The following is a 25,527-nucleotide window of genomic DNA, read 5'->3' as shown; positions in this document are numbered from 1 at the left end:
CGGGATATGTGTCATTATCGGCACCTTCTGCCGAAACTTTAGTGCGCCAGACCACAATATCGCTGCCCATCCGTGTTCAGAAAGCTACTTCGACCATCCCTCCCGCGCGCGCCACGCCGCTGATCTGCTGGCCGCTCTGCGTGCGTACCTGCACCGTCTGCCCATCGCCGGCGCTGCCGATGGCGCGGCCTTCTGATGCTACTTGGAAACCGTTGCCGCTGGAAACGACACGCACCAGCTGGCCCTGCATCACCACGGGCTTGCGGCGCAGGGTGTCGAGGCGCATGGGCGTGCCGGGTGGCAAGGAAATATTCGTGCTGGCGCCCACGACCTGGGCCATGTCGGTGGCGATACCCGCCGGCAATGCCGCCAGATCGCCCTGCATCGTCACCAGCTGGCTGGCGTCGATGGCTTGCCCTTGCGCCAGCGGCACGGCGCTGGCCACGTAGTCGCCGACGACGGCCACATTCGCTTGCAGATAGATAGTCCAGTTGGCTGGCGCCGTGCAGCGCACGCCCACGGTGGTCTTGCCCCAGGCGCGGGCGCCGGGCGCCATGAACGCTTGCGGCGCGGGGCAGGCAGCCAGGTTCAGGCGCGGGTCGACGGCGCCGACGGTGATCGTCACCTTGCCCGGCAAGCCGTTGCTTTGCACCTGCAGGAACTGTTCCACGCTGTCGCGCAAGGCTTCCGGCGTTTGCCGGCCCGCGTTTTGCGCCTGGGCGGCAGGAGTCAGGACGGCAAGAACGAGAAGGAAAGCGAGCGGTGTTTTCATGGTGATAGGCCTCTGGAATAGTGCCATGATAGTGCGCGCTGCCCCGTTCGAAGCGCCGATTAAGGGGTAAAAGTACGGTCTGATCGGGCGATGGCCTGGCAGGGCGCCGCCGTACTATGTTTCCTGTCATCACTATACCGCCATCCTTCCGCCATCTCAGGCGCCAGTGGCAGATCTTTCCGGAGCCTGACATGATAGGGAAACTCGACGATTACATGCGCTTCAACGAGACGGCGCTGAGCCTGCGCTCGACGCGCCAGGAATTGCTCGCCTCGAATATCGCCAATGCGGACACGCCCAATTACAAGGCGCGCGACGTCGATTTCGCCGCCGCCCTGAAAGGCGCGCTGGCGAAGGCGGGCGGCAGCGCGCCCGCGCTGAGCGGCACGGCGCCGCAGCATCTGGCAGGCAAGGGCAGCGCCGCCCCCGCCGCAGGTGGCAAGGCAGCAACCTTGCCCGACGGCACGCCGCTTCTGTACCGCGCGCCGGCCCAGGGCGCCGTCGACGGCAACACGGTCGACATGGACCTGGAGCGCAATGCCTTCGCCGACAACGCCATCCGCTACGAGGCGGCCGTGACGTTCCTCAATTCGCAGATCAAGGGCATGCTGACGGCCATCCAGGGAGGACAATAATCATGTCGCTATTTAATATCTTCAACGTCTCCGGTTCGGCCATGAGCGCCCAGGCGCAGCGCCTGAACACCGTGGCCAGCAACCTGGCCAATGCCGACAGCGCCACCAGCGCCACGGGCGAAGCCTACCGCGCCAAGCAGGTGGTGTTCGAGGCCGTGCCCATGGCCAACGGCGCCACGGCCGTCAAGGTGCAGAAGGTGATCGAGGACCCGTCGCCGATGAAACTGGTCTACGACCCGAAAAATCCGCTGGCCGACGAGAAAGGCTACGTCACCATGCCCAACGTGAATACGGTCGACGAAATGGTCAACATGCTGTCGGCCTCGCGCTCGTACCAGACCAACGTGGAAACCATGAACGCGGCCAAGTCGCTGCTCCTGAAAACCCTCTCCATCGGCCAATAAGGCTGACTGATCATTATGGCAACCATCGATACCAGCAACACCGTCACCACCGACCTGATGGCGACGATGAATCCGAAGAAGACCACAGCCGAGGCTGGCAGTGTCGAAGCGGAAACGAACAAATTCCTGACCCTGCTGGTCACCCAGCTGAAAAACCAGGATCCGATGAACCCGCTCGACAATGCGCAGCTGACCAGCCAGCTGGCGCAGCTGTCCACCGTGACGGGCGTGAACAAGCTCAACACCACCCTGGAAACCCTGAAGACCAGCTACCAGCAAGCCGAATCGATGCAGGCAGCCAACATCATCGGCCACGGTGTCTTGACGGCGGGCAAGGATATCAATCTCAGCAAGAGCGCCGCGCTGCTGGGCGTGGACCTGGCTACGGCCGCCGACAAGGTCAAGGTCATCATCTACAAGGATGGCAAGGAAGTCCATTCCATCGACCTGGGCGCACAGGAAGCGGGCACCTTGCCGCTGGGCTGGAACGGTTCCACCGCCGACCTGGACAAGGACGGCAAGCCGGTCGTGCTGGCCGACGGCGCCTACACCTTCGCGGTGGAAGCGACGCGCGGCGGCACCAAGCTCAAGGATGCGACGGCGCTGATGTTCGGTTCGGTCGCCAGCGTGTCGACGGGCGCGAATGGCGTGAAATTGAATGTGCCGGGCGTGGGCAGCATCACCATGGCCGACGTGAAACAGATCCTGTAAGCCGCTTACCCTGAGCGTGACCCTCACCCCCTAATTTCCACCAGGAGAACACAATGTCTTTCCAACAAGGCCTGAGCGGCTTGAATGGCGCCGCCAAATCGCTGGACGCCATCGGCAACAATATCGCCAACTCGTCCACCGTGGGTTTCAAGCAGTCGCAGGCGCAGTTCGCCGACATCTATGCCAATTCGCTGTATGGCGTGGGCGGCAACCAGGTGGGCATCGGCGTGTCGGTCTCGCAAATCGCCCAGCAATTTAACCAGGGCAACCTGGAAACCTCGTCGAACCCCCTCGACATCGCCATCAATGGCGGCGGTTTCTTCCGTACCAGCGTCAACGGCGCGATCCAGTACTCGCGCAATGGCCAGTTCCAGGTCGACAAGAGCGGTTTCATCGTCAACGCCCAGCTGGCGCAGCTGACCGGCTACGCGGCCGATGCCAACGGCAAGATCGTCGCCGGCGCCGTCGTGCCCCTGCAGATCGACCAGTCGGACATGAAGCCGCAGGCGACGACCAAGGTCGACACGCAAGTCAACCTCAATTCCAACACGACCATGCCGACCACGGTGCCGTTCAAGGCCGGCGATGATTCCTCGTACAGCAAGATGTTCCCCGTCGAAGTCTTCGATTCGCTGGGCAATTCCCACATCATGTCGAATTACTACGTCAAGACGGGCACCAACAGCTGGGATGTCTACTCGGCCATGGACGGCTCGGAAGTGACCAGCATGAAGGCCGCGGCCGCCTTGCAGACGGACCCCGCCTCGCTGGCCGCGCGCGCCGCCTACCAGGCCGCCGCCACGGCCGTGCCGCTGGTGCCGGCCAATGTGACGGCCGCCGCTGTCGCCTACGGCCAGGCGGTCGGCGCCGCCGTCACGGCCGCCGCCACGGCCGCTGGCGCCACGCCGGCGCAACTGGCCGCCATCGCCGCCACGTATGGCACCGCCGTGCCGGATGGCATCAATTCCAGCCGCACGCCGGACCAGATCGACGCCGCCATCCTGGCCGTCACCACCGTGCCCGCCGTCAAGACCGGCTCGCTGATCTTCAATTCGGTCGGCAGCCTGGACAAGGCCGCCATGCTGGCCCTGACGCCGCCGCAATCGTTGCCCGTCACCGTCACCCTGCCGATCTTCCCCGCCACGGGCGCCAATCCGACCCTGTCGCTCAAGGTCGATTTCACCAATTCGACGCAGCTGGGTACCGCCACCAGCGAAAAGAAAACCGAAGCCGACGGCTACAAGGCGGGCCAGCTGAGCCGCTTCGTCGTGGGCGACGACGGCGTCATCCAGGGCCAGTACAACAATGGCCGCACGCGCAGCCTGGGGCAAGTGGTGTTGAGTAACTTCACCAACCCGAATGGCCTGGAGCCGCTGGGCAACAACGCCTGGGTGGAAAGCTCGGCCTCGGGCCGGCCCATCACGGGCGAACCGAAGACAGGCACCCTGGGCAACTTGCGCGCCTCGGCCGTGGAAGTGTCGAACGTCGACCTGACGGCGGAGCTGGTCAACATGATCACGGCCCAGCGCGCCTACCAGGCGAATGCGCAGACCATCAAGACGCAGGATTCCGTCCTGCAAACCTTGGTCAACCTGCGTTAATAGTACCGGGGTCAGACCCGCCGGGTCTGACCCCAGCTTTCCGCCTTGGGCTGAAAGCAACAGGAGAAATAAAACATGGACCGTCTCATCTACACCGCCGGCTCCGGCGCCAAGCACATCCTGGACAAGCAGGCGACCACGGCGAATAACCTGGCGAACGCCACCAGCACGGGTTTCCGCGCGCAGCTCGACTCGTTCCGCGCCGTGCCCGTGGTGGCCGACGGCATGATGCCGACGCGCGCCTTTGTCGTCGATTCGACGGTCGGTTCCGATTTCACGCAAGGGCCCATGCAGCACACGGGCCGCGCGCTCGACGTGGCCGTGGAGAACGCGGGCTGGATCGCCGTGCAGTCGGCCGACGGTTCCGAAGCCTATACGCGCAACGGCAGCCTGAAACTCAACGAAAATGGCATGCTGCAGACGCAGGCCGGCCTGATGGTGCAGGGCGATACGGGCCCCATGGCGATTCCGCCCGGCGTGACGGTGGCCATCGCCAGCGACGGCACGGTGGGCACGATTTCCACCGATGTGCCGCCGGGACCGTCGACGGTGCTGGGGCGCATCAAGCTCGTCAACCCGCCCGAGCAGCAGCTGGTGCGCGGCGACGATGGCCTGTTCCGCCTGAAGGACGGCACCACGGCGCAGGCCGACCAGGCCGTCAAATTGACCACGGGCGCGCTGGAAGGCAGCAATGTCAGCCCCGTCGACTCGATGGTCAGCATGATCGCGCTGGCGCGCCAGTTCGAAACGCAAATGAGTTTATTGAAGAATGCCGAGAATAACGCGGCGAAAGCTACCCAGATCCTCGCTTTGAATTGATGGGGGCGCCCGCATAATGGTCACATAGAAATAGTCTACAGGGCTGATTAAGTAACCCCCCCAAAAAATTATTGTGATTTCTGACTTCCATAACCTGCGCTCTGCGGCGTTGCCCGCTGCTAGCAGTGCTCGCACTGCGTCGCAGTGAGCGCCTTGCATAGCATCCGGTTCTGTTCGTCATAAATGCACACTCATTTCCCGAGGATTACTTAGCGCCGTTATTGGAGAAAAAACATGATTCGTTCCCTTTGGATAGCCAAGACCGGCCTGGAAGCGCAACAGACGCAGATGGACGTGATCGCCAATAACCTGGCCAACGTCAGCACCACGGGCTTCAAGAAATCGCGCGCCGTGTTCGAGGACTTGCTCTACCAAAACGTGCGCCAGCCGGGCGCGCAATCGTCGCAGCAAACCCAGCTGCCATCGGGCTTGCAGATCGGCACCGGCGTGCGCACCGTGGCCACCGAACGCATCCATACGCAGGGCAATCCGCAAGCGTCCGGCAATTCGCGCGACGTGATGGTCAACGGCACCGGTTTCTTCCAGGTGCTGATGCCGGACGGCGCCACCGCCTACACGCGCGACGGCTCGTTCCAGACGGATGCCAACGGCCAGCTCGTCACCTCGGAAGGCTTCGTCATCCAGCCCGCCATCACCGTGCCGACGAATGCGCTGAGCATCACCGTGGCGCGCGACGGCACCGTTTCCGTCACCTTGCCCGACACGGTGGCGCCATCGCAGATCGGTTCGCTGCAGCTGACCACCTTCGTCAATCCGGCCGGCCTGGAATCGAAGGGCGAAAACCTGTACATGGAGACGGGCGCCTCCGGCGTGGCGCAGACGAATACACCGGGCACGAATGGCGCCGGCGTGCTGATGCAAGGCTACATCGAGACGTCGAACGTCAACGTGGCCGAGGAAATGGTCAACATGATCCAGACGCAGCGCGCCTATGAAATCAACAGCAAGGCCATCACCACGTCGGATCAAATGCTGCAGAAATTGTCACAGCTGTAATTTCTTTTTTAGTCGTCATGCCATCTTTTGCACGATGGCAGCGGAGGTTTGTCATGCAATACCCCATCATCGCCCTGTTGTCCGCAGTCCTGCTGTCCGGCTGCGCCATCACGCCCACCTCGATCGTGCAGTATCCCACCACCACGCGCGCGCCGATGCCGGAACCGGTGGTCGTCAGCAACGGCTCCATCTACCAGGCATCGACCTACCGGCCCGCCTTCGAAGACCGCCGCGCGCGCCACGTGGGCGACACCATGACGATCGCCATCACCGAGCGCACGAACGCCGTCAAGGCGGGCGCCAGTTCCGGCAACAAATCGGGCAGCGTGGGCTTCAGCACGCCTGGTTTCGCCCAGGGCCGCCTGGGCGGCACCGTCTCGGCGAATGGCGCGACCAAGTTTGCCGATGGCGACAACCAGTCCGCCAGCAACACCTTTTCCGGCACGATCGGCGTGACGGTCATCGAGGTATTGCCGAACGGTAATTTGATCGTCGCCGGCGAGAAGCAGATCGCCATGAACAAGGGCACGGAATTCATCCGCTTCTCGGGCATGGTCAATCCGGACACCATCGGCACCGGCAACGTCGTGCCGTCGACCCAGGTGGCCGACGCGCGCGTGGAATACCGCACCAACAGCCAGATCGACCGCGCCGAAATGGCCTCGATGGCCTCGCGCTTCTTCCTCAGCCTGCTGCCGTTCTGATCATGGCGACCCTGACCTTTCCCCGCGTTCTGGTCGTCTGTGGCCTGGCATTGTCCCTGCTGGCGCCCGTGGCGCAGGCCGAGCGCATCAAGGACCTGGCCAGCATCGCCGGCGTGCGCCAGAATCAGCTGATGGGTTATGGCCTCGTCGTCGGCCTCGACGGCAGCGGCGACCAGACCACGCAAACGCCCTTCACCATCCAGAGCGTGGCGGCGATGCTGCAGCAGCAGGGCATCAATTTGCCGCAAGGCACGAGCTTGCAATTGAAAAACGTCGCCGCCGTGATGGTGACGACGGCCTTGCCCGCGTTTGCCCAGCCGGGCCAGCTGCTCGACGTGACGGTGTCGTCGATGGGCAATGCGAAAAGCCTGCGCGGCGGCACTTTGCTGATGACGCCGCTGAAGGGCGCCGATGGCCAGGTGTATGGCATGGCACAGGGCAACGTGCTGGTGGGCGGCGTGGGCGCGCAGGCGGCCGGCAGCTCCGTCGTCATCAACCACTTGAGCGTGGGCCGCATCTCGGGCGGCGCCACCGTCGAGCGCACCGTGCCTTCGGTGCTGGGCGCCAACAACACGATCCGCCTGGAACTGAACGCCACCGATTTCGCCACCGCCAGCCGCGTGGTCGACGCCATCAACAGCCGCTACGGCCCTGGCACGGCCGCCGCGCTGGACGGCCGCGTGATCCAGGTGCAGTCGCCGGGCGGCAGCGACCAGCGCGTGAGCTTTCTGGGCCAGCTGGAAAGCATCGAAGTCAATCCGGCCCGCCTGGCGGCCAAGGTCATCATGAATGCCCGCACGGGCTCGGTGGTGATGAACCAGTCCGTGACCCTGGAAACGTGCGCCATTTCGCACGGCAACCTGTCCGTCACCATCAATGTCGAGCCGCAGGTAAGCCAGCCGCCGCCCTTGTCGGGCGGACGCACGGTGGTCACGCAGACGGCGCAGATCGACATCAAGAAGGAGCCGGGCAAGGTCATGCTGGTCAAGGGCGGCGCCTCGCTGTCCGACGTGGTCAAGGCCCTCAACGCCATCGGCGCCTCGCCGCAAGACTTGCTGGCCATCCTGCAGGCGATGAAGGCGGCAGGTTCGCTGCGCGCCGAACTGGAAATCATTTGATGGGCATGCCATGATCAGCCAAACCGACCTCAGCAATACCGCCGCCTATGACGTCAAGGGCATGGATGGCTTGCGCCAGTCCGCCAAGGCGCGCGATCCGGCCGCCCTGAAAGAGGCGGCCACGCAGTTCGAAGCCATGTTCATCAACATGATGATGAAAAGCATGCGCGACGCCACGCCGCAGGACGGCGTCATGGATAGCCAGCAAAGCAAGATGTACACCTCGATGCTGGACCAGCAGACGAGCCAGAACCTGGCCAAGCGCGGCACGGGCCTGGCGGACGTGCTGATCCGCCAGTTGTCGTCCTCGAACCAGGCGCTGGCCGCCGATGGCGCCGAAGCGCCGTCGCCCCGGTCTTCCAGCATGGCACAGGCGCTGGCCGCGTTCCGCCAGCAGCAGGGCGCCCTCACCGAGGGGGCTGGCAGCGCCGGCGCCACCGGCAAGACCCTCAGCGACAAGGCCAATGCCACGCAGGCGCCGCACGTGCGCGCCTTCCAGGAAAAACTGGGCGTGCACGCGGAAGAGGCCAGCCGCGCCACCGGTATCCCGGCCAAGTTCATGCTGGGCCAGGCGGCGCTGGAAACGGGCTGGGGCAAGCGCGAAATCATCGCCCGCGACGGCAGCAGCAGCCACAACCTGTTTGGCATCAAGGCGTCGAGCGACTGGAAGGGCAAGGTCACGGAAGCCGTCACCACCGAGTATGTGAATGGCAAGGCGCAGCGCAAGGTGGAAAAATTCCGCGCCTATGACAGCTATGCGGACAGTTTCAAGGATTATGCGCAGTTGATTACCAACAACAAACGCTATGAAAAAGTGCTGGCCAGCGCGGGCGACGCCAGCACCTTTGCCCACGGCTTGCAAAAGGCCGGCTACGCGACCGACCCGAATTACGCTGCCAAATTGACAAAGATTATCAAGAATTCGCTGGTCGGCTGATCCCCCGCCTGACCCTGGTGCAGCGCGGGCGCTTCAAGTTTTGTGCGCGGCTGCCGTAAATACTCATGACAGTAACCAATAAGACACCATGACTTCGAATCTACTCAGCATCGGTAAGAGCGGTTTGCTTGCAGCGCAGGTGGGCCTGTCGACGACCGGGCACAACATCACCAATGCCAACGTGGACGGCTACAACCGCCAGGTGGTGCTGCAGCAGACGGCGCAGTTCAACAATGCCGGCTATGGCTTTGTCGGCAACGGTACCGAGGTCTCGCAAGTCAAGCGCCAGTACGACAGCTTCATGGCCGCGCAGGTGAATAACGCGCAGGCAACCACCAGCTCGCTTGATGCCTATTACACGCAGATCAGCCAGATCGACAATCTGCTGGCCGACTCCACGGCCGGCCTGTCGCCGGCGATGGCCGATTTCTTCAAGGGCGTGCAGGATTTCAGCTCGAACCCGTCGTCCGTCTCGTCGCGCCAGGCATTGTTGTCGAGCGCCAACTCGCTGGCGTCGCGCTTCCAGGGCCTCAGCGCGCGCCTGACGGAAATCGGCGACGGCGTCAATTCGCAGATCACCTCGAACGTGAAGGTGATCAATTCCTACGCCAAGCAGATCGCCGAGCTGAACAACTCGATCGCCAGCCTGACGGTGAACGAAAGCAACCAGCCCAACGATTTGCTGGACCAGCGCGACCAGCTGATCACGGAGCTGAACAAATACGTCAAGGCAACAGTCCAGCCTGGCTCGAACAACACCATCACCGTGTCGATCGGCTCGGGCCAGCCGCTGGTGGTGGGCAACAATAATTTTGAACTGGCCGCCACGCCGTCGCCGACCGACCCGAACCGCCTGGACGTGGGCTATGTCACGGGTACCACCGTCACCAAGCTGTCGGAAAGTTCCTTGAGCGGCGGCGCGTTGGGCGGCTTGCTGGAATTCCGCAGTGGCAGCCTGGACCGTATCCAGAATTCGCTGGGCAAGGTCGCCATCGCCCTGGCGTCCACCTTCAATGAGCAGCACAAGCTGGGCCAGGACTTGAATGGCGACATGGGCGGCGACTTCTTCAAGGTGCCCGATCCCGTCATCGGCGCCGACTACCGCAACAATTCGTCCAGCACCACGGTGCTGTCGGCCAAGGTCAGCGACCCGACCAAGCTGACGGCCAGCGATTACGCCGTCAAGTATGACGGCGCCAATTATGTCGTGACGCGCCAGAGCGACGGCGCGAAAACAACCATCAATCCATATCCGCAAACGGTGCCGCAAACCATCGACGGCGTGGATTTCTCGATCTCGGGCACGGCCGCCGAAGGCGACAATTTCACGGTCAGGCCGACGGCCAACGGCGCTTCCGGCCTCGGCGTGCTGATTACCGACCGCAACAAGCTGGCCGCCGGCGCGCCGATCGCCACGGGCGCGCCCGTCAGCAACACGGGGAGCGGCAAGCTCGGCGCGGGCAGCGTGGACAGCGCCTATCTGGCGCCCGGCAACGCCTTGACGGGCACCGTGACCCTGACCTATGACAAGGTCAGCGGCTCGCTGTCGGGCTTTCCCGCCGGCCAGGCCGTGACGGTCAAGGGACTCGACGGCAATACCACCACGTATCCGGCCGGCACGGCGAATATTCCCTACAAGGAAGGCGACAACTTCAGTTTCGGCGGCATCAACGTCAACATGACGGGCGCGCCGGCGCAGGGCGACACCTTCACCATCGCGCCGAATGCGGGCGGCGTGGGCGACAACCGCAATGCGGCGGCCCTGGCCAGCTTGCAGACAAAAAATATCCTCGACGGCGGCAAGGCCACGTTCCAGGGGTCGTACGCGGAAACCGTCAGCTTCGTGGGCAACAAGACGCGCGAAGTGCAGGTCAGTGGCCTGGCCAGCCTGGCCTTGCTGCAGCAAACCAGCACGCAGCAGCAAGCCGTCTCCGGCGTCAATCTCGATGAAGAGGCGGCCAACCTGCTGCGTTATCAGCAGGCTTACCAGGCGTGCGGCAAGGTCATGCAGATCGCCAGCACCCTGTTCGACGTGGTCATCGGTCTCGGACGTTAATTATTTCAGCGGCGGCCGCGGGCGCCGCTATCAGGAAGGGCAGCATCATGCGCATCAGCACCAGAATGATCTATGACGCGGGCAGCACGCAGTTGAACAATTTGCAGGGCGCGCTGAACCGCACGCAGATGCAATTGTCGGCCAACCGCCGCAATCTGACGCCGGCCGACGACCCCATCGCTTCGGCGCGCGCGCTGGAAGTGACGCAGTCGCAATCGATCAATACGCAGTTCGTGACGAACCGCTCGAATGCCAAGAATTTCCTCTCGCAGGAAGAGCTGGCGCTGGCCAGCACCACCTCGCTGATCGCCGATGTCAAGGACCTGGTGCTGAAGGCGGGCAATCCGGCGCTGAAGGATATCGACCGCCAGAGTTTGGCCACGGAACTGAAAGGTCGCCTGACCGACCTGATGGGCATCGCCAACACCTCCGACAATGCGGGCGGCTACCTGTTCTCCGGCTACAAGTCGACCACCCAGCCATTCAGCCAGACCCCGGGCGGCGCCACCTATGTGGGCGACCAGGGCCAGCGCGAACTGCAGGTGGGCTCGGCGCGCTACCTGGCCACCAGCGACTCGGGCGCGACCGTGTTCGAGAATAACCTGACGGGCAATGGCAAGTTCACCACGGCGCCCGACACCGGCAATTTCGCGCGCGGCGGCGCCGGCATCATTTCCGGCGGCACCGTCACCGATCCCACCAAATTGACGGGCCACAAGTATTCGATCGATTTCCAGGTGACGGGCACGGGCACGGACGCCAAGACGACCTATACCGTGACGGACGTGACCCTGGGCCAGACCATCCCGAACCCGGCCGTGCCGGTGGATTACAAGGCGGGCGACGCCATCAGCTTTGACGGCCAGCAAGTGTCCATTTCCGGCAAGCCGGCCGACCAGGACAAGTTCACCCTGGAGCCGAGCGGCAAGGAATCGATCTTTACCACCATCACCAACCTGATCGGCGCGCTGGGCCAGCCGGCCACGGGCGACGCGGGCCAGGCGCGCCTGACCGCCAGCCTGAACGCGGCGCACAACCTGCTCGACACGGCCTATGACAACGTGCTGTCCGTGCGCGCGGAAGTCGGTTCGCGGCTGAAGGAACTCGACACGCTCGACAGCGCCGGCGACGATCTCGACCTGCAGTATGCCTCTACCTTGTCCGGCTTGCAGGACCTGGACATGGTGAAGGCGATTTCCCTGTTCAGCCAGCAGCAGATCACCTTGCAGGCGGCGCAGAAATCGTTCACCTCCATCTCGGGCTTGTCGCTGTTCAATTACATCAGTTAAGCCAGCCGCTGCAAGACCGGGCCGGGGCAGGGAGTGCATCTCCCGCCCCGGCTTTTTTGCGTCCGTAACATGGTCAGTCCGACAAGATCTACAGGCAAACTGTGCAGTCTACCTGCATATCTGTTATAGTAGAGCCTGTTGATTTCCCCACGGCCACCATGACCACCCCACAAGAAGACCATCAAGACCACGAGCAGGTGCTGCAACTGGCCGGCGAATTGCGCATTCTCATCGGCAAACTGCGCCGCCGCCTGCGCGAGGAATCGCATCTGGGGGATATCACGATGTCGCAGGCTTCCGTGCTCAGCCGTCTGGAGCGCGAGGGGCCGGCCACCGTCAGCAGCCTGGCGCGCGCCGAAGGCATGCGGCCGCAGTCGATGGCCGCCACCGTGCTGGCGTTGAGCGAAGCGCAGATGGTGACGGGCTCGCCCGATCCGCTGGACGGCCGGCAAACCATATTGACCCTGACGGACAGCTGCCGCGCCTGGATCGCGGCCAGCCGCGCCGCGCGCGAGGACTGGCTGGCGCGCACCCTCGAAACCCGGCTCACGCCGGCCGAAGTCACCGAGCTCAATAGTGCGGTGGCATTACTCAAACGTCTAACGGAATGACCTTGTCATTGCGTTCCTGAAACCCAAGGCAAGGAGGCCTTTCCCCCACAGATGAAAAACACCTTCCGTTCGTTACGCAATCCCAATTATCGTATCTGGGCCGGCGGCGCCCTGGTGTCGAACGTCGGCACCTGGATGCAGCGCACGGCGCAAGACTGGCTGGTGCTGAGCGAATTGACGCAGCACAAAGCCAGCGCCGTCGGCATCGTCATGGCCTTGCAGTTTGGCCCGCAACTGCTGTTGCTGCCCCTGACGGGCATGGCGGCCGACCTGCTCGACCGCAGAAAATTACTGCTGTTCACGCAGGCCGCCATGGGCTTGCTGGCGCTGGGACTGGGCCTGCTGTGCATCAGCGGCCTGGTACAACTGTGGCACGTGTATGTGTTTGCCTTCCTGCTGGGCTGTGTGACGGCCTTCGATTCCCCCGTGCGCCAGACCTTCGTTTCCGAAATTGTCGAAGAAGAAGACCTGACCAACGCCGTGGCGCTCAATTCCACCTCGTTCAATGCGGCGCGCATGCTTGGGCCAGCCGTGGCCGGGCTGCTGATCAGCAGCGTCGGCAGCGGCTGGGTCTTCATCATCAACGCCGTTTCGTTTGCCGCCGTGATCGGTTCGCTGTTGCTGTTGCGCGTGGAATTGCTGCGCCGCGCGCCGCGCCTGAAAGCCACGCGCGCCAGCCTGGGCGAGGGCTTCCGCTATGTGCGCCAGCGGCCCGACCTGATGGCCATCCTGTTGATGCTGTTCCTGATCGGCACCTTTGGCCTGAATTTCCCGATTTTCCTGTCGACCATGTCGGTGACGGCCTTCCATGCGGGCGCGGGCCAGTATGGCGTGCTCAGCTCGATCATGGCCTGTGGCTCCGTGGCAGGCGCCCTGCTGGCGGCGGGGCGCGGCCGGCCCACGCTGGCGCTGTTGCTGGGAGCGGCCGCGTTGTTCGGCGTTGGCTGCGCGCTGGCCGCCGTGATGCCCAATTACTGGCTGTTCGGCATCATGCTGGTGGTGATCGGCATCGCCGCGCAAACCTTTACCACCAGCGTCAACAGCAGCGTGCAGCTGTCCACGGCGCCCGCCATGCGGGGCCGCGTGATGGCCATCCTGTTGGCGATCTCGGCTGGCGGCACGCCGCTGGGCGCGCCCATCGTGGGCTGGGTCGCCGACACCTTCGGCCCGCGCTGGGCGCTGGGCATCGGCGCCGTGTCGGGCCTGGCGGCGGCACTCGTCGGCGTGCGCTACCTGGTCAAACATCACCAGCTGAAACTGCACCTGGACATGCGCCGCTGGCGCGTGCAGTTCAGTACGGACCAGCACTGAGTCAGGTCTTAGCGTGCCGGCGCGGCCGGCGGCGCGGGACGCAGCGGATTGGGCGGCGCGGGCGGCGGCGGCCGGTCGCGCGTGGCAAAGCCGCGCGGCAGCAGCCGCGCCGTTTCTATGCCGCGCAGGAACATGTTCTGGAATGGCGTGGCCAGGTAGGGCAGGACCATGCCGATCACCAGCAAGCCCACGCCCAGGGTGACGGGGAAGCCGATACCAAAGATGTTCAGCTGCGGCGCGGCCCGCGTCAGTATGCCCAGCGCCACGTTGGTCAGCAGCAGGGCGGCGAGGATGGGCAGGGCGATCTGCAGTCCGGAGCGGAAGATTTCGCCGCCCCAGGCGGCCAGCTGCTGGAAGCCGCCGCCGCTGATGGGGCTGGACGAGATGGGCAGGCTGACAAAGCTCTCCGCCAGCGCCGCCAGCAAGACCAGGTGGCCGTTGACAGTGAGAAACATCAACGTGGCCAGCATGACGAGGAACTGGCTGATGGCCGACGACCGGCCCTTCGTCTGCGGATCGAAGAACGAGGCAAAGCCCAGGCCCATGGTCAGGCTGCTGATCTCGCCAGCCATTTCGATGGCGGAAAAGACGATGCGGATGGAAAAGCCCATGGCCAGGCCCACCAGCATTTCCTGCGTCAGGATCAGCAGGCCGGGCAGGGACATCGGATTGACGGCCGGCAAGGCCGGCACGGTGGGGGCGATGATCATGGCCAGCAGCGCGCCCAGGGTCACCTTGACGGTGGCGGGCACGGCGGCGTTGCCGAACAGGGGCGCGGCGGCGATCAGGCCGAGGATGCGGCTAAGTGGCCACAGCAGTGCTGCGATCCACGTATTCAGTTCGATGCTGGACAGGGTCAGCATGGCCCACGCCCTTGCCGCACGGTTAGCCGACCAGGTTCGGGATGCCCGTGAAGACCTGGCGCATGTAGTCGAGCATGACGGACAGCATCCATGGGCCGGCCACGACGATGGCGACGAAAATGCCCACCAGCTTGGGGATGAAGGACAGGGTCGCTTCGTTGATCTGCGTGGCGGCCTGGAAAATACTCACGATCAGGCCGATGATCAGCGCGACCAGCAGCATGGGCGCGGCCACCATCAGGGTGATCTCCATCGCCTGGCGGCCCAGGGTCATGACGCTTTCGGGTGTCATCGTGGTGCGCTCCTAGTAGAAACTCTGCGACAGCGAGCCGAGCAGCAACTGCCAGCCATCGACCAGCACGAACAGCATCAGCTTGAACGGCAGCGAGATCGTCGCCGGCGACATCATCATCATGCCCATCGACATCAGCACGCTGGCGACCACCATGTCGATGATGAGGAAGGGGATGAAGATGGCAAAGCCGATCTGGAATGCCGTTTTCAGTTCGCTCGTGACGAAGGCGGGCACGAGGATGCGCAGCGGCACGTCTTCCGGGCCTTGCAGGGCCGGCGTGCGCGACATCTTGGCGAACAGGGCCAGGTCGGCCTGGCGCGTCTGCTTGAGCATGAAGGTCTTCAGGGGCTCGACGCCCTTGTCCATCGCCTGCTGCATGCTGATCTTGTTTTCCTGGTAGGGCAGATACGCATCCGTGTAGATCTTGTCGAACACGGGACCCATGACGAACAGGGTCAGGAACAGGGCCAGGCCCACCAGCACCTGGTTCGGCGGCGCCGACTGCGTGCCGATGGCCTGGCGCAGCAGCGACAGCACGATGATGATGCGCGTAAAGCAGGTCATCATCAGCAAGGCCGCCGGCAAAAAGGTGAGCGACGTCATCAGGATGAGCGTCTGCACCGGCAACGAATAATTCTGTCCGCCGCCCGGCGCCGGCGTGCTGGTAAACGCGGGGATGCCCGGCTGGGCCAGCGCCCACAGCGGCAAGGCCAGCGTGGCGATGGCCAGCAGCCACATGACGGGAGTCTTGATGTTGCGCAATGCTAACGCCTGTTTCGCTTGCTCCATTGCCGGCTTACTTTCCATTGCGTTTTTCGATGGTCTGTTTCAGCCACTCGGAAAAATTCGCGGCGGCAGGGCCGTTTTGCGCCGCCGCCAGCTGCGGCGGTTCGCCTTCCTGGCGCGGCAGGGTCGCCAGCGCATTCACGCGGCCGGGCGAGGCGCCGACGACGATCCACTGGTCCGCCACCTCGATCAGGACGATGCGTTCGCGCCCGCCCAGGTTGAGCGAGCTGACGACGCGCATCTTGCTGTTGCCCCCCATGGCTTTCGGGCCATAGCGCTTCATGACCCAGGCCAGGCCGATCAGCAGGGCCAGCACGAAGACGAGCGCGAAAATAGTTTGCAGCAAGCTGCCGGCGGACGAGGATGGCGCCATGGTCAGGGGCGCGCCGGGCGGCATGGCGGGCAGCGCGGCGGCGGGAGCGGGCGCCGCCGCATCGATGGCGGCGGCCGGTTTCCCGGCAGCCACGTCAGCCCCCGCGCTGGCCGTTGCCGTCTCGGCCGGGGCCGCGGCGGCGGCCGACGCCGCGGGCGCGGCAGCTTGGGCAATGCAGCATGCCGCCGCCAGCGACAGCAGGGTGGAAATCAACAGGCCAGGCTTCATTTATTCAATTTTCGGATACGTTCGGAAGGCGTGATGATGTCGGTCAGGCGGATGCCGAACTTGTCATTGACCACCACCACTTCGCCCTGGGCGATCAGGCAGCCGTTCACCAGCACGTCCATCGGCTCGCCGGCCAGGCCGTCGAGCTCGACCACGGAACCCTGCGCCAGCTGCAGCAGGTTCTTGATGGCGATCTTGGTGCGGCCCAGTTCGACCGTCAGCTGCACGGGGATATCGAGGATGAAATCGATATCGTTGTGCGTTTCCGACTTCGACGCCTGCTTGGAAAAGTCCTTGAACACGGCGGCACTGGCCGCGCTGGCCGTATTGGCGGCCTGGTTCTGCAGCGCTTCGGCTTCCGCCTTGGCCTGCTCGGCGATGGCCGCGCCCCAATCGTCTTCCGCGCTTTGGTCGTCTTGGTTGTCAGACATGTGTTTCTCCTGTTGTACAGATGCGGGCCGCAGCGGCCCGGCTACTTATTTAGTGGTTATTCATGTTATCGGCGTTCGCCAATAATTTCTCGACCTTCAGCGCATATTGTCCGTTCAGCACGCCGTAGGTGCAATCCATCACGGGCACGCCGTCGACGGTGGCGGCGATCAGCTCGGGGATGTTCAGCGGAATGATGTCGCCCACCTTCATGTTCAAAATCTCGTCGAACGAGACGCGCGCCGTGCCCAGCGAGGCCACCAGCTCCACTTCGGCGATCTGGATCTGCTGCGTCATCAGGCGGATCCAGCGCTTGTCCACTTCCAGCGCCTCGCCCTGCAGGCTGGAGGTCAGCGAATCGCGGATCGGCTCGATCATCGAATAGGGCATGCAGAAGTGGATTTGTCCGGAAACGGAGCCCAGTTCCACCGTAAACGTCGACGCCACCACCACCTCGTTCGGCGTGGCGATGTTGGCGAACTGCGTGTTCATTTCTGAACGGATATATTCGAACTCGACGGGGAAGACCGGCTCCCACGACTTGGTGTAGGCCTCGAAGACGATATCGAGGATGCGCAGGATGATGCGCTGCTCCGTCTGCGTAAAATCGCGCCCTTCGACGCGCGTGTGGAAACGTCCGTCGCCGCCAAATAAATTGTCGACCAGCAGGAACACGAGGCCCGGATCGAAGACCATCAGGGCCGTGCCGCGCAGCGGCTTCATGTGCACCAGGTTCAAATTGGTCGGCACCACCAGGTTGCGGATGAATTCGCTGTATTTCGAGACGCGCACGGAACCGACGGATACTTCGGCGCTGCGGCGCAGGAAGTTGAACAGGCCCACGCGCAGCAGGCGGGCGAAACGCTCGTTGATAATTTCCAACGTCGGCATCCGGCCGCGCACGATGCGCTCCTGGGTCGCCAGGTTGTAGGTACGAACTCCCGTGACATCTTCCGGCGCCTGCGCGTCGTCCTGGTCTCCGTTGACGCCCTTGAGTAGGGCATCGACTTCTTCCTGGGAGAGGAAATTATCGGCCATGGCTGCTTATTGAATGATGAATGCGGTAAATAATACGTCCGTCACGTCCTGCTCCGGCCCCTTGTCCTCGAACGGCTGGTTCACCTGGCCGATGATTTCCGCCGCCAGTTGCTGCTTGCCTTCCACGGTATTGAGTTCCGAGGCCTTCTTGCCCGACAACAGCAGCAGCAAACGGCTGCGCACCTTCGGCATGTTCAGCTTGATCAAGTCCATTTCTTCCGGGCTGCTTGCCTGCAAGGTGAAGGCGATCTGCAGATATTGCTCGCCATTTTCCGGCTGCAAGTTGACCGTGAAGGCATCGATGGGCACGAAGACGGGCGGCCCCGCCTTGGAGGCCGCGTGTTTCTTCTTGCTCGGCGCGCTCTCTTCCTTGTCGGCTTTGCCATGCAGGAAATACCAGGCCGCACCGCCCCCCACGCCGCCGGCGACCAGCACCGACGCCAGCACGATGATCAGAAGCTTCTTTTTTGACGCGCCGGCGGGGGCCAGGCCTGCATCTGCTTTCGGATCTGCTTTCATTTTAGGATTTGCTTTCAATGGTACTCGAGTGCATGGAAGTGGATCACGACGCCATTATGTCATTATCGGCAAATTCTGCGCAGAAGGATGCACGGAAAAGAGGGCGGAAGCGCCCTCAACTCGATGTTTCTGCACGAAAAGTTCCAGCGTGGGCCAGCGCTGTGGCCTGCGGGCGACGAATTGGTCCTAGGCAAAGGTATCCACGGCGCCCAGCGAGGGCCGGCCGCGCGCGCCGCTGGCTGGCGCGATGGCGATTTCGCCGCCCGCCACGCCGCCGCCTTGGCCACGGCGTTCACCCGATGCGCCGCGTTCGCCGCTGTGTTGCTGTTCCGGCGTGCCGGCCGACACGGTGGCGCTGCCAAAGGCGATGCCCGCCTCGCTCATCATTTCACGCAGGCGCGGCATGGCCGCTTCCAGCGCCTGGCGTACTTCCGGCTGGGCCGACATGAAGGCGGCGTCCGCCTGGTCATTGGTGACCGTCAGGACGACCTGCAACGGGCCCAGGTCGGGCGGATTCAGGGTCAGGGTGGCGCTCTGGTCGCCGCCGGCCGCCATCCACACGACTTTCTGCCCCAGCTGCTGGTCCCAGGCTGGCGTGCCGACGCGGCCGGCCAGCTTGTCGGCCGGCACGGCGGCAGCCGCTGCCGCCTGCTGCAGCGCGCCCGGCTGCAACTGGGCCGCCAGGCGGCTCAGTTCGGCAGGCGTTTCCTTCAGCAGCGGTTCGGCCACCGCGGCGCCGGCCTTGGCGCTCGCCGCCAGTTGCGCATCGATGGCCAGTTTGCCCGGCTCGGCCTTGGCCGTTGGCAAGCCCGGCGCCGATGCGGCTGCCGCCTTGCCCTGGGCCTGGCCCAGGCTGGCGGCAAAGTCGCCGCTGTCCGCCGGCGTGGCGGCAGTGGCGCTGGCCACCGCCTTGCCGCCGGCCTGGCCGGCAGCCAGCAATTGTGTCGCGGCCAGGCTCTTGCCATCGGCCTTGACCCCGCCGCGTGGCGCCAGTTCCGCTGTCTCCTTGCCGGCCTTGGCCGCTGGCTGCATGGCCAACTGGATGCTGCTTACCAGGGCCAGCATCTCGGCGGCCGGATCGGCGGGCGGCGGCGGGCTCGCCGTGGCGGCGGCGGGGACCGTGGCCTCGTCTGGCTTGCCTTCCGTGGTGGCGGGCGCCGGGGCGTCGCCGGCGGACGCGGCTGGCTTGTCCGGCGTTGCCGCTTGCTCGGCAGGCTTGGCCTCATTGCCTGGCGTCTTGGCGGCGGGTGCCGGCGTGGCCGGGGCGGGCGCGGGGGCCGGGCGGGCCGAGGGCGTCTGGGATTGTGCTTGCGCCGCCACGTTGCGGCTGGCCTGGCGCTGCTCCATCTGGCGGTTCAGGGTGCGCTGGAAATCGCCATCGCCGCCGCTTGACGGCTGGGCGCGGTTGGCGCTGCCAGGCGTGGCGTTCGGCGAGACTATCTGGGAAATCGGGGTTGGCTGGGTTTGCATGATGCTCTCAATGGCGGTCAGTGTTGCTTAGCGTTTGTAATAGGCTTGTCGCGCCGCGTGCTCATCCATTGCCTTCTGGTCGCGCTTGTTTTCCAGCTTCAGCGCCTGTTCCTGCGCCCGGTTGTTCAAGGTGGTGTAGGACATGCGCTTGCGTTCCGCATCCTGCCAGCGCAGTTTTTCATTCTCGCTGCGTGCCTGCGCATGCTCGACCACCTGCTGCTGACCCAGGATGGCACTGTCGAGCTTGAGCATGAAGGCCTGGAAGTTGCGGTAGGCCATGGGCGTGATGCCGCTGCTCATGGTGGTCTCGAAGCGCTTGGCGTAATCGTCGCGGTAGCCGGCCAGCATGTCGAGCTTTTGCCGGCAATCGTCGAGCGCTTTCAGGGCCGCGCCCAGGCGTTTCGCGCAGTCGTCCGTTTCGCGCTGCGCAAGGTCGATCAGGGTGGCAAGTTGGGAAGGAGAGGCCATGCTGGATTATATTCCCGGCGCGCAAGCCCTAATCAGTCGAATAGAGCGGTAAGTTGCCCCAAGCTCTCGTCCATGCTGACGCGCTCCGTGATTTGCTGTTGCAGGAAAGCTTCAATCTTTTCATGCAGGGCGATGGCCTGGTCCAGCACGGGATCGGTGCCGGCGCTGTAGGCGCCCACGCTGATCAGGTCGCGGCTGCGTTCATAGCGCGAATACAGCTGTTTCAGCTTGCGGGCTTTTTGCTGGTGCTCGTGCGAGGTGATGGAATGGGCGGCGCGCGAAATCGATTGCTCGATGTCGATGGCGGGATAGTGGCCCGCCTCTGCCAGGCGCCGGTTCAGCACGATATGCCCGTCCAGGATGGCGCGCGCCGAGTCGGCGATCGGGTCCTGCTGGTCGTCGCCCTCCGTCAGCACGGTGTAGAAGGCCGTGATGGAGCCGCCGCCTTCCTCGCCATTGCCGGCCCGTTCCACCAGCACGGGCAGCTTGGCGAAGACGGACGGCGGATAGCCCTTGGTGGCGGGCGGCTCGCCGATGGCCAGGGCGATTTCGCGCTGCGCCATGGCGTAGCGGGTCAGCGAATCCATGATCAGCAGCACGTTTTGCCCCTGGTCGCGGAAATGCTCGGCGATCGCCGTCGCATAGGCGGCCCCTTGCAGCCGCATCAGCGGCGGCGTGTCGGCCGGCGCGGCGACGACGACGGAACGGGCCAGGCCTTCGGCGCCGAGGATTTGCTCGATGAATTCCTTCACTTCGCGTCCGCGTTCGCCGATCAGGCCGACGACGATCACGTCCGCCTCCGTGTAGCGGGCCATCATGCCCAGCAGCACGCTCTTGCCCACGCCGGAACCGGCGAACAGGCCCATGCGCTGGCCCCGTCCCACGGTCAGCATGGCGTTGATCGAGCGCACGCCCACGTCGAGCGTGTCGACGATGGGCGCGCGGCCCAGCGGATTGGCGGGGCGCACGTTGATGGGCGCGCTGTCGGTCGTGTGCAGGGGACCCAGTTGATCCAGCGGCCTTCCTGCGCCGTCGAGCACTCTGCCCAGCAGTTGCGGTCCCACGGGCAGGTGGCGCGCGCGGTCGCTGGGGCGGCGGCGCGGGTGCGCCACGCTGCCGGGACGGGGAATCGCCGGTTCCACGGAAAACACGCGCGTGCCGGGCACGATACCCTCGACATCGCTTTGCGGCATCAGAAACAGGCGGTCGCCTTCAAAGCCGACCACTTCCGCCTCGACCCGGCCGCCATTCGGCAGCGGCACGGTGCAGGCGGCGCCCACGGCCAGGCGCAAGCCCACCGCTTCCATCACCAGGCCGGCCACGCGCGTGACCCGGCCGGAAATTTGCATCGGTTCCACGAAGCCGACGACGGCCGCACAGTCGTTCAGGTAGGCGCGCCAGCGCGCCGCGTGGGCATTCTTGCCTTTGACGGGCTCGCTCACGGCGCCAGCCAGTCCAGGTCCTTGCCCAGCGCATGCGTCAGGCGCTGCCAGCGGGTGGACGCCTGCGCGTCGATCTGGTTGCTGGCCGTGTCGATCTTGCAGCCGCCGCGTTCCACGCTGGGGTCTTCGATGACTCTCCAGCCGCCCTTGTCGAGCTCGTCACCGATGCCGTCGCGCACCACTTGCGCGTCTTCCGGGTTGAGCATCAGCAAGGCCGGCTGTTGCAGCACAGGCAAGTACTCGATGGCTTCGCGCACCATCGGCAGCATCAGTTCGGGGCGCACGGGCAGGGCCGTCTTCAACATGCCCTTGGCCAGCTGCAAGGCCAGTTCCATGACGTCGTTGGCGATCAGCTCGTCGGCCTGGTGCACGGCCGTGCCGAAGTCGACGGCGATGGTTTGCAGGTGCGCCAGTTCCACGCTCGATGCCGCCTTGCCTTCCGCATACGCTTGCGCATGGCCATCGGCATGCCCGGCCGCATGGCCTTCCGCATAGCCGGCCGCGCGGCCCTCGTCAAAGGCGGTGGCGCGCGCTTCCTCGCGGATGGCATCGAGTTCTTCCTGCGTCGGGTATTCCAGCGGCGGGGCCGGCTCTTCCGGGTGCAACTCGGCAAATGGGTCCAGTTCCGGCTCAGGCTCCGGTTCCAGCAGTTTGCGCGCCGCCACCACGCTGGGGCGCTCGTCGCCAAACGAGGTCATTTCCCAGCGCTGGTAGGCGGTTTGCTGCTCTTTGGGAATTAAATTAGACAAACGAATCCTCGCCTTTTCCGCCTAGGACGATCTGCCCTTCGTCCGCCAGGCGGCGCACGATCTGCAGGATCTGTTTCTGCTGCGATTCCACTTCCGACAGGCGCACGGGGCCTTTCGATTCCAGGTCTTCGCGCATCATTTCGCCGGCGCGCTGCGACATGTTCTTGAAGATCTTGTCGCGCAGCTCCTGCGAGGCGCCTTTCAGGGCGATGATCAGCATTTCCGACTGCACTTCGCGCAGCAGCAATTGAATGCCGCGGTCGTCGATATCGATCACGTTGTCGAACACGAACATTTCGTCCATGATCTTTTGCGCCATGTCATTGTCGTAGTTCTTGATATTGTCCATGACGGAGCCTTCCTGCTCGCCGCTCATGAAGTTCAGGATCTCGGCCGCCGCGCGCACGCCGCCCAGCGACGATTTCTTGATGTTTTCATTACCCGACAGCAGTTTCGTCAGCACGTCGTTGAGTTCGCGCAAGGCGGCCGGCTGCACGCCGTCCAGGGTGGCGATGCGCAAGACCACGTCGTTGCGCAGGCGGTCCGTGAAGTGGCCGAGGATTTCGCACGCCTGGTCGCGCTCCAGGTGGACCAGGATGGTGGCGATGATCTGCGGGTGTTCGTTGCGGATCAGCTCGGACACGGATTGCGAATCCATCCACTTCAGCGATTCGATGCCGGACGCGTCCTTGCCGCCCAGGATGCGCGACAGCAGCACGGAGGCCTTGTCGTCGCCCAGCGCCTTGGTGAGGACTTGCCGGATGTATTCGTCCGAATCGAGGCCGACGGTGGAATTGAGTTCCGTCTGCGCGCGGAAGTCGTCGAGCACCTCGACCACCTGCTCGTGCGCGATGCCCTTCATGGTGGCCATGGCCGCGCCCAGTTTCAGCACTTCGCGCGGGCCGAGAAATTTCATCACCTCGGCCGCCTCGCTCTCGCCCAGTGCCAGCATGAGGATCGATGCTTTTTGCAGTCCCGTTGTCTCAGTCATTATTGCCTATCCATGCTTTGATGACGTTGGCCACCACGCGCGGGTCTTCCTGCGCCAGTTTCTTGGCCATCGCCAGGTTTTCGCGGTAGCCGCGCGCCGTGTCTTCTTCCAGTTCTTCCAGTTCCGCTTCGCTGAGCAGGACGTCGTTTTCTTCGCCAGCCTTGGCCAGTTCCGGTTCGATGACGGGCGGCGGGGCGCCGAAATCGTCGATCTTGCGCATCACGGGGCGCAGCATCGGGCGCACGATCTTGATGAAGATATACAGCAGGATCAGGGCCGTGATGAGGAATTTCGCCAGTTCCTTGGCCAGCGGCAAGTTGGCCGGGTCGCGCCACCACTCCAGCTTGCCTTCGGGCGCGCGCTCGATGCCGTCGAACGGCGAGTTGGCCACGCTGAAGCTGTCGCCGCGCTCCTTGTTGTAGCCCATCGCTTCCTTGACCAGATTATTGATCTGGACCATTTCGGCCGGCGAAATCGGCTTCACCGTGACCTTGCCATCCTTGTCGATGCTGCGGCGGTAGTTGACGACGACGGCCACGGACAGGCGGCGCAGGCCGCCCATCGACTTCTGTTCATAGCGCACGGTCTTGTCGACTTCATAATTCGTCGTCGATTCCTTTTGCGTCGGCGGCGTCGGCGCGCCCGGTGCCGCGCCCGGCGCGTCGGCCGTCAGCGGCGCCGTGGCCACGCCCGGCGGCTGGTTCGACAGCGCGCCCGGCACGCCCGACGGGTTGGCATTGCCGGCGCCCGTCGATTCGCTCGTTTGCTGGCTGCGGATGGTGGACGCTTCCGGCGGCGAGTTCGGCTTGTAGGTTTCGGCCGCCTGTTCGCTTTGCGAAAAGTCCACGTCGGCCGTCGCTTCGGCGCGCACATTGCCTTCACCGACGATGGGCAGCAGGATCGATTCGACCTGCTTGATCACGCTTTGCTGCAGCTGCTGCACGTACTTTAATTGGTTCGGGTCCAGGCTCTTGACGCCGTTGGCGCGGTCCTTGTCCTTTTCCTGGTTCGACAGCAGATTGCCCGCCTGGTCGACCACGGTGACATTGATCGGCAGCAATTCCGGCACGCTGGACGCCACCAGGTGCACGATGGCGCTCACCTGCAACTGGTCCAGGCCGCGGCCCGGATGCAGGTTCAGCAGCACGGATGCCGTGGGTTTTTGCTGTTCGCGCACGAAGACGGACGGTTTGGGCAGGGCCAGGTGGACCCTGGCCGTATCGACGGCGGACACCGATTCGATGGATTTGGCCAGTTCGCCTTCGAGGGCGCGCTGGAAATTGACCTGTTCCAGGAACTGGGACACGCCCAGCTTCTGGTTTTCCATCAGCTCGAAGCCCACGTTGCCGCCCTTCGGCAAGCCTTGCGCGGCCAGTTTCAGGCGCGCGTCATGGACTTGCTCGGATGGCACGAGAATGGCGCCGCCGCCTTCGGAAAACTTGTGCTTGATGCCCAGCTGGTCCAGCGAGGCCGTGATGGCGCCGCCGTCGCGGTCCGTATAGTTGGAAAACAGCACCTTGTACTCGGGCGGCTGGTTCCACATGTACAGCGCCACGCCGATGGCGATCAGCGCCGCCACGCCCAGGCCGCGCAGGAAATTCTTGCCCATCGGCGTCTTGGCGAATGCTTGCACGGACTCCACAGGCGAACGGGCCGGGGCCGGTTCCGGGGGTATGCGGTTCACATCGATTTCTTCGGCTACAGCCATGATTGCCTTCCGGGGCGTGTGTATTCTGTGATGAGTGGAGGCCGCTTCCTCTGGAGGAGGGGGCGATATGCAGAATTATCCGCCACTGTCACGCGCTTCAATCGTCCAAATAGAAGGCGCTTTTGCCGCCTGCTCGGCCGAGTGGCTGGCGTCGGCGCTGGTATTGTGGAACCCTGGCAACGT

27 protein-coding genes are annotated in these 25,527 nt (G+C 64.2%); 13 read left to right on the top strand and 14 right to left on the bottom strand.

The window, feature by feature from the left end; all coding sequences use genetic code 11:
* Window positions 1-76: 76 nt before the first annotated feature.
* Window positions 77-772 carry a flagellar basal body P-ring formation chaperone FlgA gene (gene flgA, locus BM193_RS04500; protein WP_092795709.1) on the bottom strand — a complete coding sequence of 232 codons (696 nt, stop codon included), beginning with the start codon at window positions 770-772 and terminating at the stop codon, window positions 77-79.
* 191 nt (window positions 773-963) lie between these two features.
* Between flgA and flgB the strand changes: the two genes are divergently transcribed.
* The 13 genes from flgB (at window position 964) to BM193_RS04435 (ending at window position 13,985) form a co-directional block, all read left to right on the top strand.
* The gene (gene flgB, locus BM193_RS04495; RefSeq protein ID WP_092795707.1) at window positions 964-1,407 is read left to right on the top strand and encodes a flagellar basal body rod protein FlgB; all 444 of its coding nucleotides are present in this window, start codon (window positions 964-966) and stop codon (window positions 1,405-1,407) included.
* 2 nt (window positions 1,408-1,409) lie between these two features.
* Entirely contained in the window at window positions 1,410-1,811 is a 402-nt protein-coding gene (gene flgC / locus BM193_RS04490; RefSeq protein WP_092795705.1) for a flagellar basal body rod protein FlgC, read from the top strand.
* A 15-nt stretch (window positions 1,812-1,826) separates the two neighbouring features.
* Window positions 1,827-2,522, top strand: coding sequence for a flagellar hook assembly protein FlgD (locus BM193_RS04485; protein ID WP_092795704.1), 696 nt, complete (start codon window positions 1,827-1,829; stop codon window positions 2,520-2,522).
* Between the two features lie 53 nt (window positions 2,523-2,575).
* Window positions 2,576-4,123 (top strand): flagellar hook protein FlgE, encoded by a 1,548-nt coding sequence (locus tag BM193_RS04480; protein ID WP_092832225.1) that lies wholly within the window; start codon window positions 2,576-2,578, stop codon window positions 4,121-4,123.
* A 75-nt stretch (window positions 4,124-4,198) separates the two neighbouring features.
* A complete protein-coding gene (locus BM193_RS04475) occupies window positions 4,199-4,942 on the top strand; it encodes a flagellar basal body rod protein FlgF (RefSeq protein ID WP_092795699.1) in 744 nt (247 codons plus the stop codon).
* Window positions 4,943-5,176: 234 nt separating this feature from the next.
* A complete protein-coding gene (gene flgG / locus BM193_RS04470) occupies window positions 5,177-5,959 on the top strand; it encodes a flagellar basal-body rod protein FlgG (RefSeq protein WP_092795697.1) in 783 nt (260 codons plus the stop codon).
* Between the two features lie 53 nt (window positions 5,960-6,012).
* Window positions 6,013-6,663, top strand: coding sequence for a flagellar basal body L-ring protein FlgH (locus BM193_RS04465; RefSeq protein WP_092795695.1), 651 nt, complete (start codon window positions 6,013-6,015; stop codon window positions 6,661-6,663).
* A gap of 2 nt (window positions 6,664-6,665) precedes the next feature.
* The gene (locus BM193_RS04460; RefSeq protein WP_092795693.1) at window positions 6,666-7,781 is read left to right on the top strand and encodes a flagellar basal body P-ring protein FlgI; all 1,116 of its coding nucleotides are present in this window, start codon (window positions 6,666-6,668) and stop codon (window positions 7,779-7,781) included.
* Between the two features lie 10 nt (window positions 7,782-7,791).
* A complete protein-coding gene (gene flgJ, locus BM193_RS04455; RefSeq protein ID WP_092795690.1) occupies window positions 7,792-8,718 on the top strand; it encodes a flagellar assembly peptidoglycan hydrolase FlgJ in 927 nt (308 codons plus the stop codon).
* A gap of 88 nt (window positions 8,719-8,806) precedes the next feature.
* Window positions 8,807-10,774, top strand: coding sequence for a flagellar hook-associated protein FlgK (gene flgK, locus BM193_RS04450; protein ID WP_092795688.1), 1,968 nt, complete (start codon window positions 8,807-8,809; stop codon window positions 10,772-10,774).
* A gap of 47 nt (window positions 10,775-10,821) precedes the next feature.
* The gene (flgL, locus tag BM193_RS04445; protein WP_175533143.1) at window positions 10,822-12,063 is read left to right on the top strand and encodes a flagellar hook-associated protein FlgL; all 1,242 of its coding nucleotides are present in this window, start codon (window positions 10,822-10,824) and stop codon (window positions 12,061-12,063) included.
* A 158-nt stretch (window positions 12,064-12,221) separates the two neighbouring features.
* Window positions 12,222-12,674 (top strand): MarR family winged helix-turn-helix transcriptional regulator, encoded by a 453-nt coding sequence (locus tag BM193_RS04440; RefSeq protein ID WP_092795684.1) that lies wholly within the window; start codon window positions 12,222-12,224, stop codon window positions 12,672-12,674.
* Window positions 12,675-12,725: 51 nt separating this feature from the next.
* On the top strand, window positions 12,726-13,985 hold the full coding sequence (locus BM193_RS04435; protein WP_092795682.1) for an MFS transporter: 1,260 nt from the start codon (window positions 12,726-12,728) through the stop codon (window positions 13,983-13,985).
* Window positions 13,986-13,993: 8 nt separating this feature from the next.
* On the opposite strand, the gene fliR is transcribed toward BM193_RS04435, so the two are convergent.
* The 13 genes from fliR to fliF form a co-directional block, all read right to left on the bottom strand.
* Entirely contained in the window at window positions 13,994-14,848 is an 855-nt protein-coding gene (fliR, locus tag BM193_RS04430; protein WP_092795680.1) for a flagellar biosynthetic protein FliR, read from the bottom strand.
* 22 nt (window positions 14,849-14,870) lie between these two features.
* Window positions 14,871-15,140, bottom strand: coding sequence for a flagellar biosynthesis protein FliQ (gene fliQ, locus BM193_RS04425; RefSeq protein WP_092795678.1), 270 nt, complete (start codon window positions 15,138-15,140; stop codon window positions 14,871-14,873).
* 12 nt (window positions 15,141-15,152) lie between these two features.
* Window positions 15,153-15,881 carry a flagellar type III secretion system pore protein FliP gene (gene fliP, locus BM193_RS04420; RefSeq protein ID WP_092797052.1) on the bottom strand — a complete coding sequence of 243 codons (729 nt, stop codon included), beginning with the start codon at window positions 15,879-15,881 and terminating at the stop codon, window positions 15,153-15,155.
* Between the two features lie 58 nt (window positions 15,882-15,939).
* Entirely contained in the window at window positions 15,940-16,530 is a 591-nt protein-coding gene (gene fliO, locus BM193_RS04415; protein WP_092795676.1) for a flagellar biosynthetic protein FliO, read from the bottom strand.
* On the bottom strand, window positions 16,527-16,961 hold the full coding sequence (gene fliN / locus BM193_RS04410; protein ID WP_034754038.1) for a flagellar motor switch protein FliN: 435 nt from the start codon (window positions 16,959-16,961) through the stop codon (window positions 16,527-16,529). Before fliN ends, fliO begins: the two co-directional genes overlap by 4 nt.
* A 49-nt stretch (window positions 16,962-17,010) precedes the next feature.
* Window positions 17,011-17,997, bottom strand: a complete 987-nt coding sequence (fliM, locus tag BM193_RS04405) for a flagellar motor switch protein FliM (RefSeq protein ID WP_034754035.1) — start codon at window positions 17,995-17,997, stop codon at window positions 17,011-17,013.
* Between the two features lie 6 nt (window positions 17,998-18,003).
* Window positions 18,004-18,516, bottom strand: a complete 513-nt coding sequence (fliL, locus tag BM193_RS04400; protein WP_092795674.1) for a flagellar basal body-associated protein FliL — start codon at window positions 18,514-18,516, stop codon at window positions 18,004-18,006.
* 186 nt (window positions 18,517-18,702) lie between these two features.
* Window positions 18,703-19,986: a flagellar hook-length control protein FliK gene (locus tag BM193_RS29025; RefSeq protein WP_254785831.1), complete on the bottom strand. Its 1,284-nt coding sequence runs from the start codon at window positions 19,984-19,986 to the stop codon at window positions 18,703-18,705.
* Window positions 19,987-20,013: 27 nt separating this feature from the next.
* A complete protein-coding gene (fliJ, locus tag BM193_RS04390) occupies window positions 20,014-20,454 on the bottom strand; it encodes a flagellar export protein FliJ (protein WP_092795672.1) in 441 nt (146 codons plus the stop codon).
* A 32-nt stretch (window positions 20,455-20,486) separates the two neighbouring features.
* Window positions 20,487-21,803 (bottom strand): flagellar protein export ATPase FliI, encoded by a 1,317-nt coding sequence (gene fliI / locus BM193_RS04385; protein ID WP_254785886.1) that lies wholly within the window; start codon window positions 21,801-21,803, stop codon window positions 20,487-20,489.
* Between the two features lie 89 nt (window positions 21,804-21,892).
* Complete coding sequence (locus BM193_RS04380) at window positions 21,893-22,594, bottom strand: flagellar assembly protein FliH (protein ID WP_092795668.1); 702 nt, start codon at window positions 22,592-22,594, stop codon at window positions 21,893-21,895.
* Between the two features lie 43 nt (window positions 22,595-22,637).
* Complete coding sequence (gene fliG / locus BM193_RS04375) at window positions 22,638-23,636, bottom strand: flagellar motor switch protein FliG (protein ID WP_034787109.1); 999 nt, start codon at window positions 23,634-23,636, stop codon at window positions 22,638-22,640.
* On the bottom strand, window positions 23,629-25,344 hold the full coding sequence (gene fliF / locus BM193_RS04370; RefSeq protein WP_092795666.1) for a flagellar basal-body MS-ring/collar protein FliF: 1,716 nt from the start codon (window positions 25,342-25,344) through the stop codon (window positions 23,629-23,631). The genes fliG and fliF overlap by 8 nt, the downstream gene beginning before the upstream one ends.
* Window positions 25,345-25,527 lie beyond the last annotated feature (183 nt).

Source organism: Janthinobacterium sp. 344, from assembly GCF_900112025.1.
Taxonomy (GTDB): domain Bacteria; phylum Pseudomonadota; class Gammaproteobacteria; order Burkholderiales; family Burkholderiaceae_D; genus Janthinobacterium.
The sequence above is the reverse complement of the archived record's forward strand: the minus strand, read 5'-3'. Positions and strand labels throughout refer to the sequence as shown.

Excerpts from the sequence above, each read along its gene's own strand:
- flgA (WP_092795709.1), bottom strand. The coding sequence starts at position 772 with ATGAAAACACCGCTCGCTTTCCTTCTCGTTCTTGCCGTCCTGACTCCT.
- flgB (WP_092795707.1), top strand. The coding sequence starts at position 964 with ATGATAGGGAAACTCGACGATTACATGCGCTTCAACGAGACGGCGCTG.
- flgC (WP_092795705.1), top strand. The coding sequence starts at position 1,410 with ATGTCGCTATTTAATATCTTCAACGTCTCCGGTTCGGCCATGAGCGCC.
- BM193_RS04485 (WP_092795704.1), top strand. The coding sequence starts at position 1,827 with ATGGCAACCATCGATACCAGCAACACCGTCACCACCGACCTGATGGCG.
- BM193_RS04480 (WP_092832225.1), top strand. The coding sequence starts at position 2,576 with ATGTCTTTCCAACAAGGCCTGAGCGGCTTGAATGGCGCCGCCAAATCG.
- BM193_RS04475 (WP_092795699.1), top strand. The coding sequence starts at position 4,199 with ATGGACCGTCTCATCTACACCGCCGGCTCCGGCGCCAAGCACATCCTG.
- flgG (WP_092795697.1), top strand. The coding sequence starts at position 5,177 with ATGATTCGTTCCCTTTGGATAGCCAAGACCGGCCTGGAAGCGCAACAG.
- BM193_RS04465 (WP_092795695.1), top strand. The coding sequence starts at position 6,013 with ATGCAATACCCCATCATCGCCCTGTTGTCCGCAGTCCTGCTGTCCGGC.
- BM193_RS04460 (WP_092795693.1), top strand. The coding sequence starts at position 6,666 with ATGGCGACCCTGACCTTTCCCCGCGTTCTGGTCGTCTGTGGCCTGGCA.
- flgJ (WP_092795690.1), top strand. The coding sequence starts at position 7,792 with ATGATCAGCCAAACCGACCTCAGCAATACCGCCGCCTATGACGTCAAG.
- flgK (WP_092795688.1), top strand. The coding sequence starts at position 8,807 with ATGACTTCGAATCTACTCAGCATCGGTAAGAGCGGTTTGCTTGCAGCG.
- flgL (WP_175533143.1), top strand. The coding sequence starts at position 10,822 with ATGCGCATCAGCACCAGAATGATCTATGACGCGGGCAGCACGCAGTTG.
- BM193_RS04440 (WP_092795684.1), top strand. The coding sequence starts at position 12,222 with ATGACCACCCCACAAGAAGACCATCAAGACCACGAGCAGGTGCTGCAA.
- BM193_RS04435 (WP_092795682.1), top strand. The coding sequence starts at position 12,726 with ATGAAAAACACCTTCCGTTCGTTACGCAATCCCAATTATCGTATCTGG.
- fliR (WP_092795680.1), bottom strand. The coding sequence starts at position 14,848 with ATGCTGACCCTGTCCAGCATCGAACTGAATACGTGGATCGCAGCACTG.
- fliQ (WP_092795678.1), bottom strand. The coding sequence starts at position 15,140 with ATGACACCCGAAAGCGTCATGACCCTGGGCCGCCAGGCGATGGAGATC.
- fliP (WP_092797052.1), bottom strand. The coding sequence starts at position 15,881 with ATGTGGCTGCTGGCCATCGCCACGCTGGCCTTGCCGCTGTGGGCGCTG.
- fliO (WP_092795676.1), bottom strand. The coding sequence starts at position 16,530 with ATGAAGCCTGGCCTGTTGATTTCCACCCTGCTGTCGCTGGCGGCGGCA.
- fliN (WP_034754038.1), bottom strand. The coding sequence starts at position 16,961 with ATGTCTGACAACCAAGACGACCAAAGCGCGGAAGACGATTGGGGCGCG.
- fliM (WP_034754035.1), bottom strand. The coding sequence starts at position 17,997 with ATGGCCGATAATTTCCTCTCCCAGGAAGAAGTCGATGCCCTACTCAAG.
- fliL (WP_092795674.1), bottom strand. The coding sequence starts at position 18,516 with ATGAAAGCAGATCCGAAAGCAGATGCAGGCCTGGCCCCCGCCGGCGCG.
- BM193_RS29025 (WP_254785831.1), bottom strand. The coding sequence starts at position 19,986 with ATGCAAACCCAGCCAACCCCGATTTCCCAGATAGTCTCGCCGAACGCC.
- fliJ (WP_092795672.1), bottom strand. The coding sequence starts at position 20,454 with ATGGCCTCTCCTTCCCAACTTGCCACCCTGATCGACCTTGCGCAGCGC.
- fliI (WP_254785886.1), bottom strand. The coding sequence starts at position 21,803 with ATGCAAATTTCCGGCCGGGTCACGCGCGTGGCCGGCCTGGTGATGGAA.
- BM193_RS04380 (WP_092795668.1), bottom strand. The coding sequence starts at position 22,594 with ATGACCTCGTTTGGCGACGAGCGCCCCAGCGTGGTGGCGGCGCGCAAA.
- fliG (WP_034787109.1), bottom strand. The coding sequence starts at position 23,636 with ATGACTGAGACAACGGGACTGCAAAAAGCATCGATCCTCATGCTGGCA.
- fliF (WP_092795666.1), bottom strand. The coding sequence starts at position 25,344 with ATGGCTGTAGCCGAAGAAATCGATGTGAACCGCATACCCCCGGAACCG.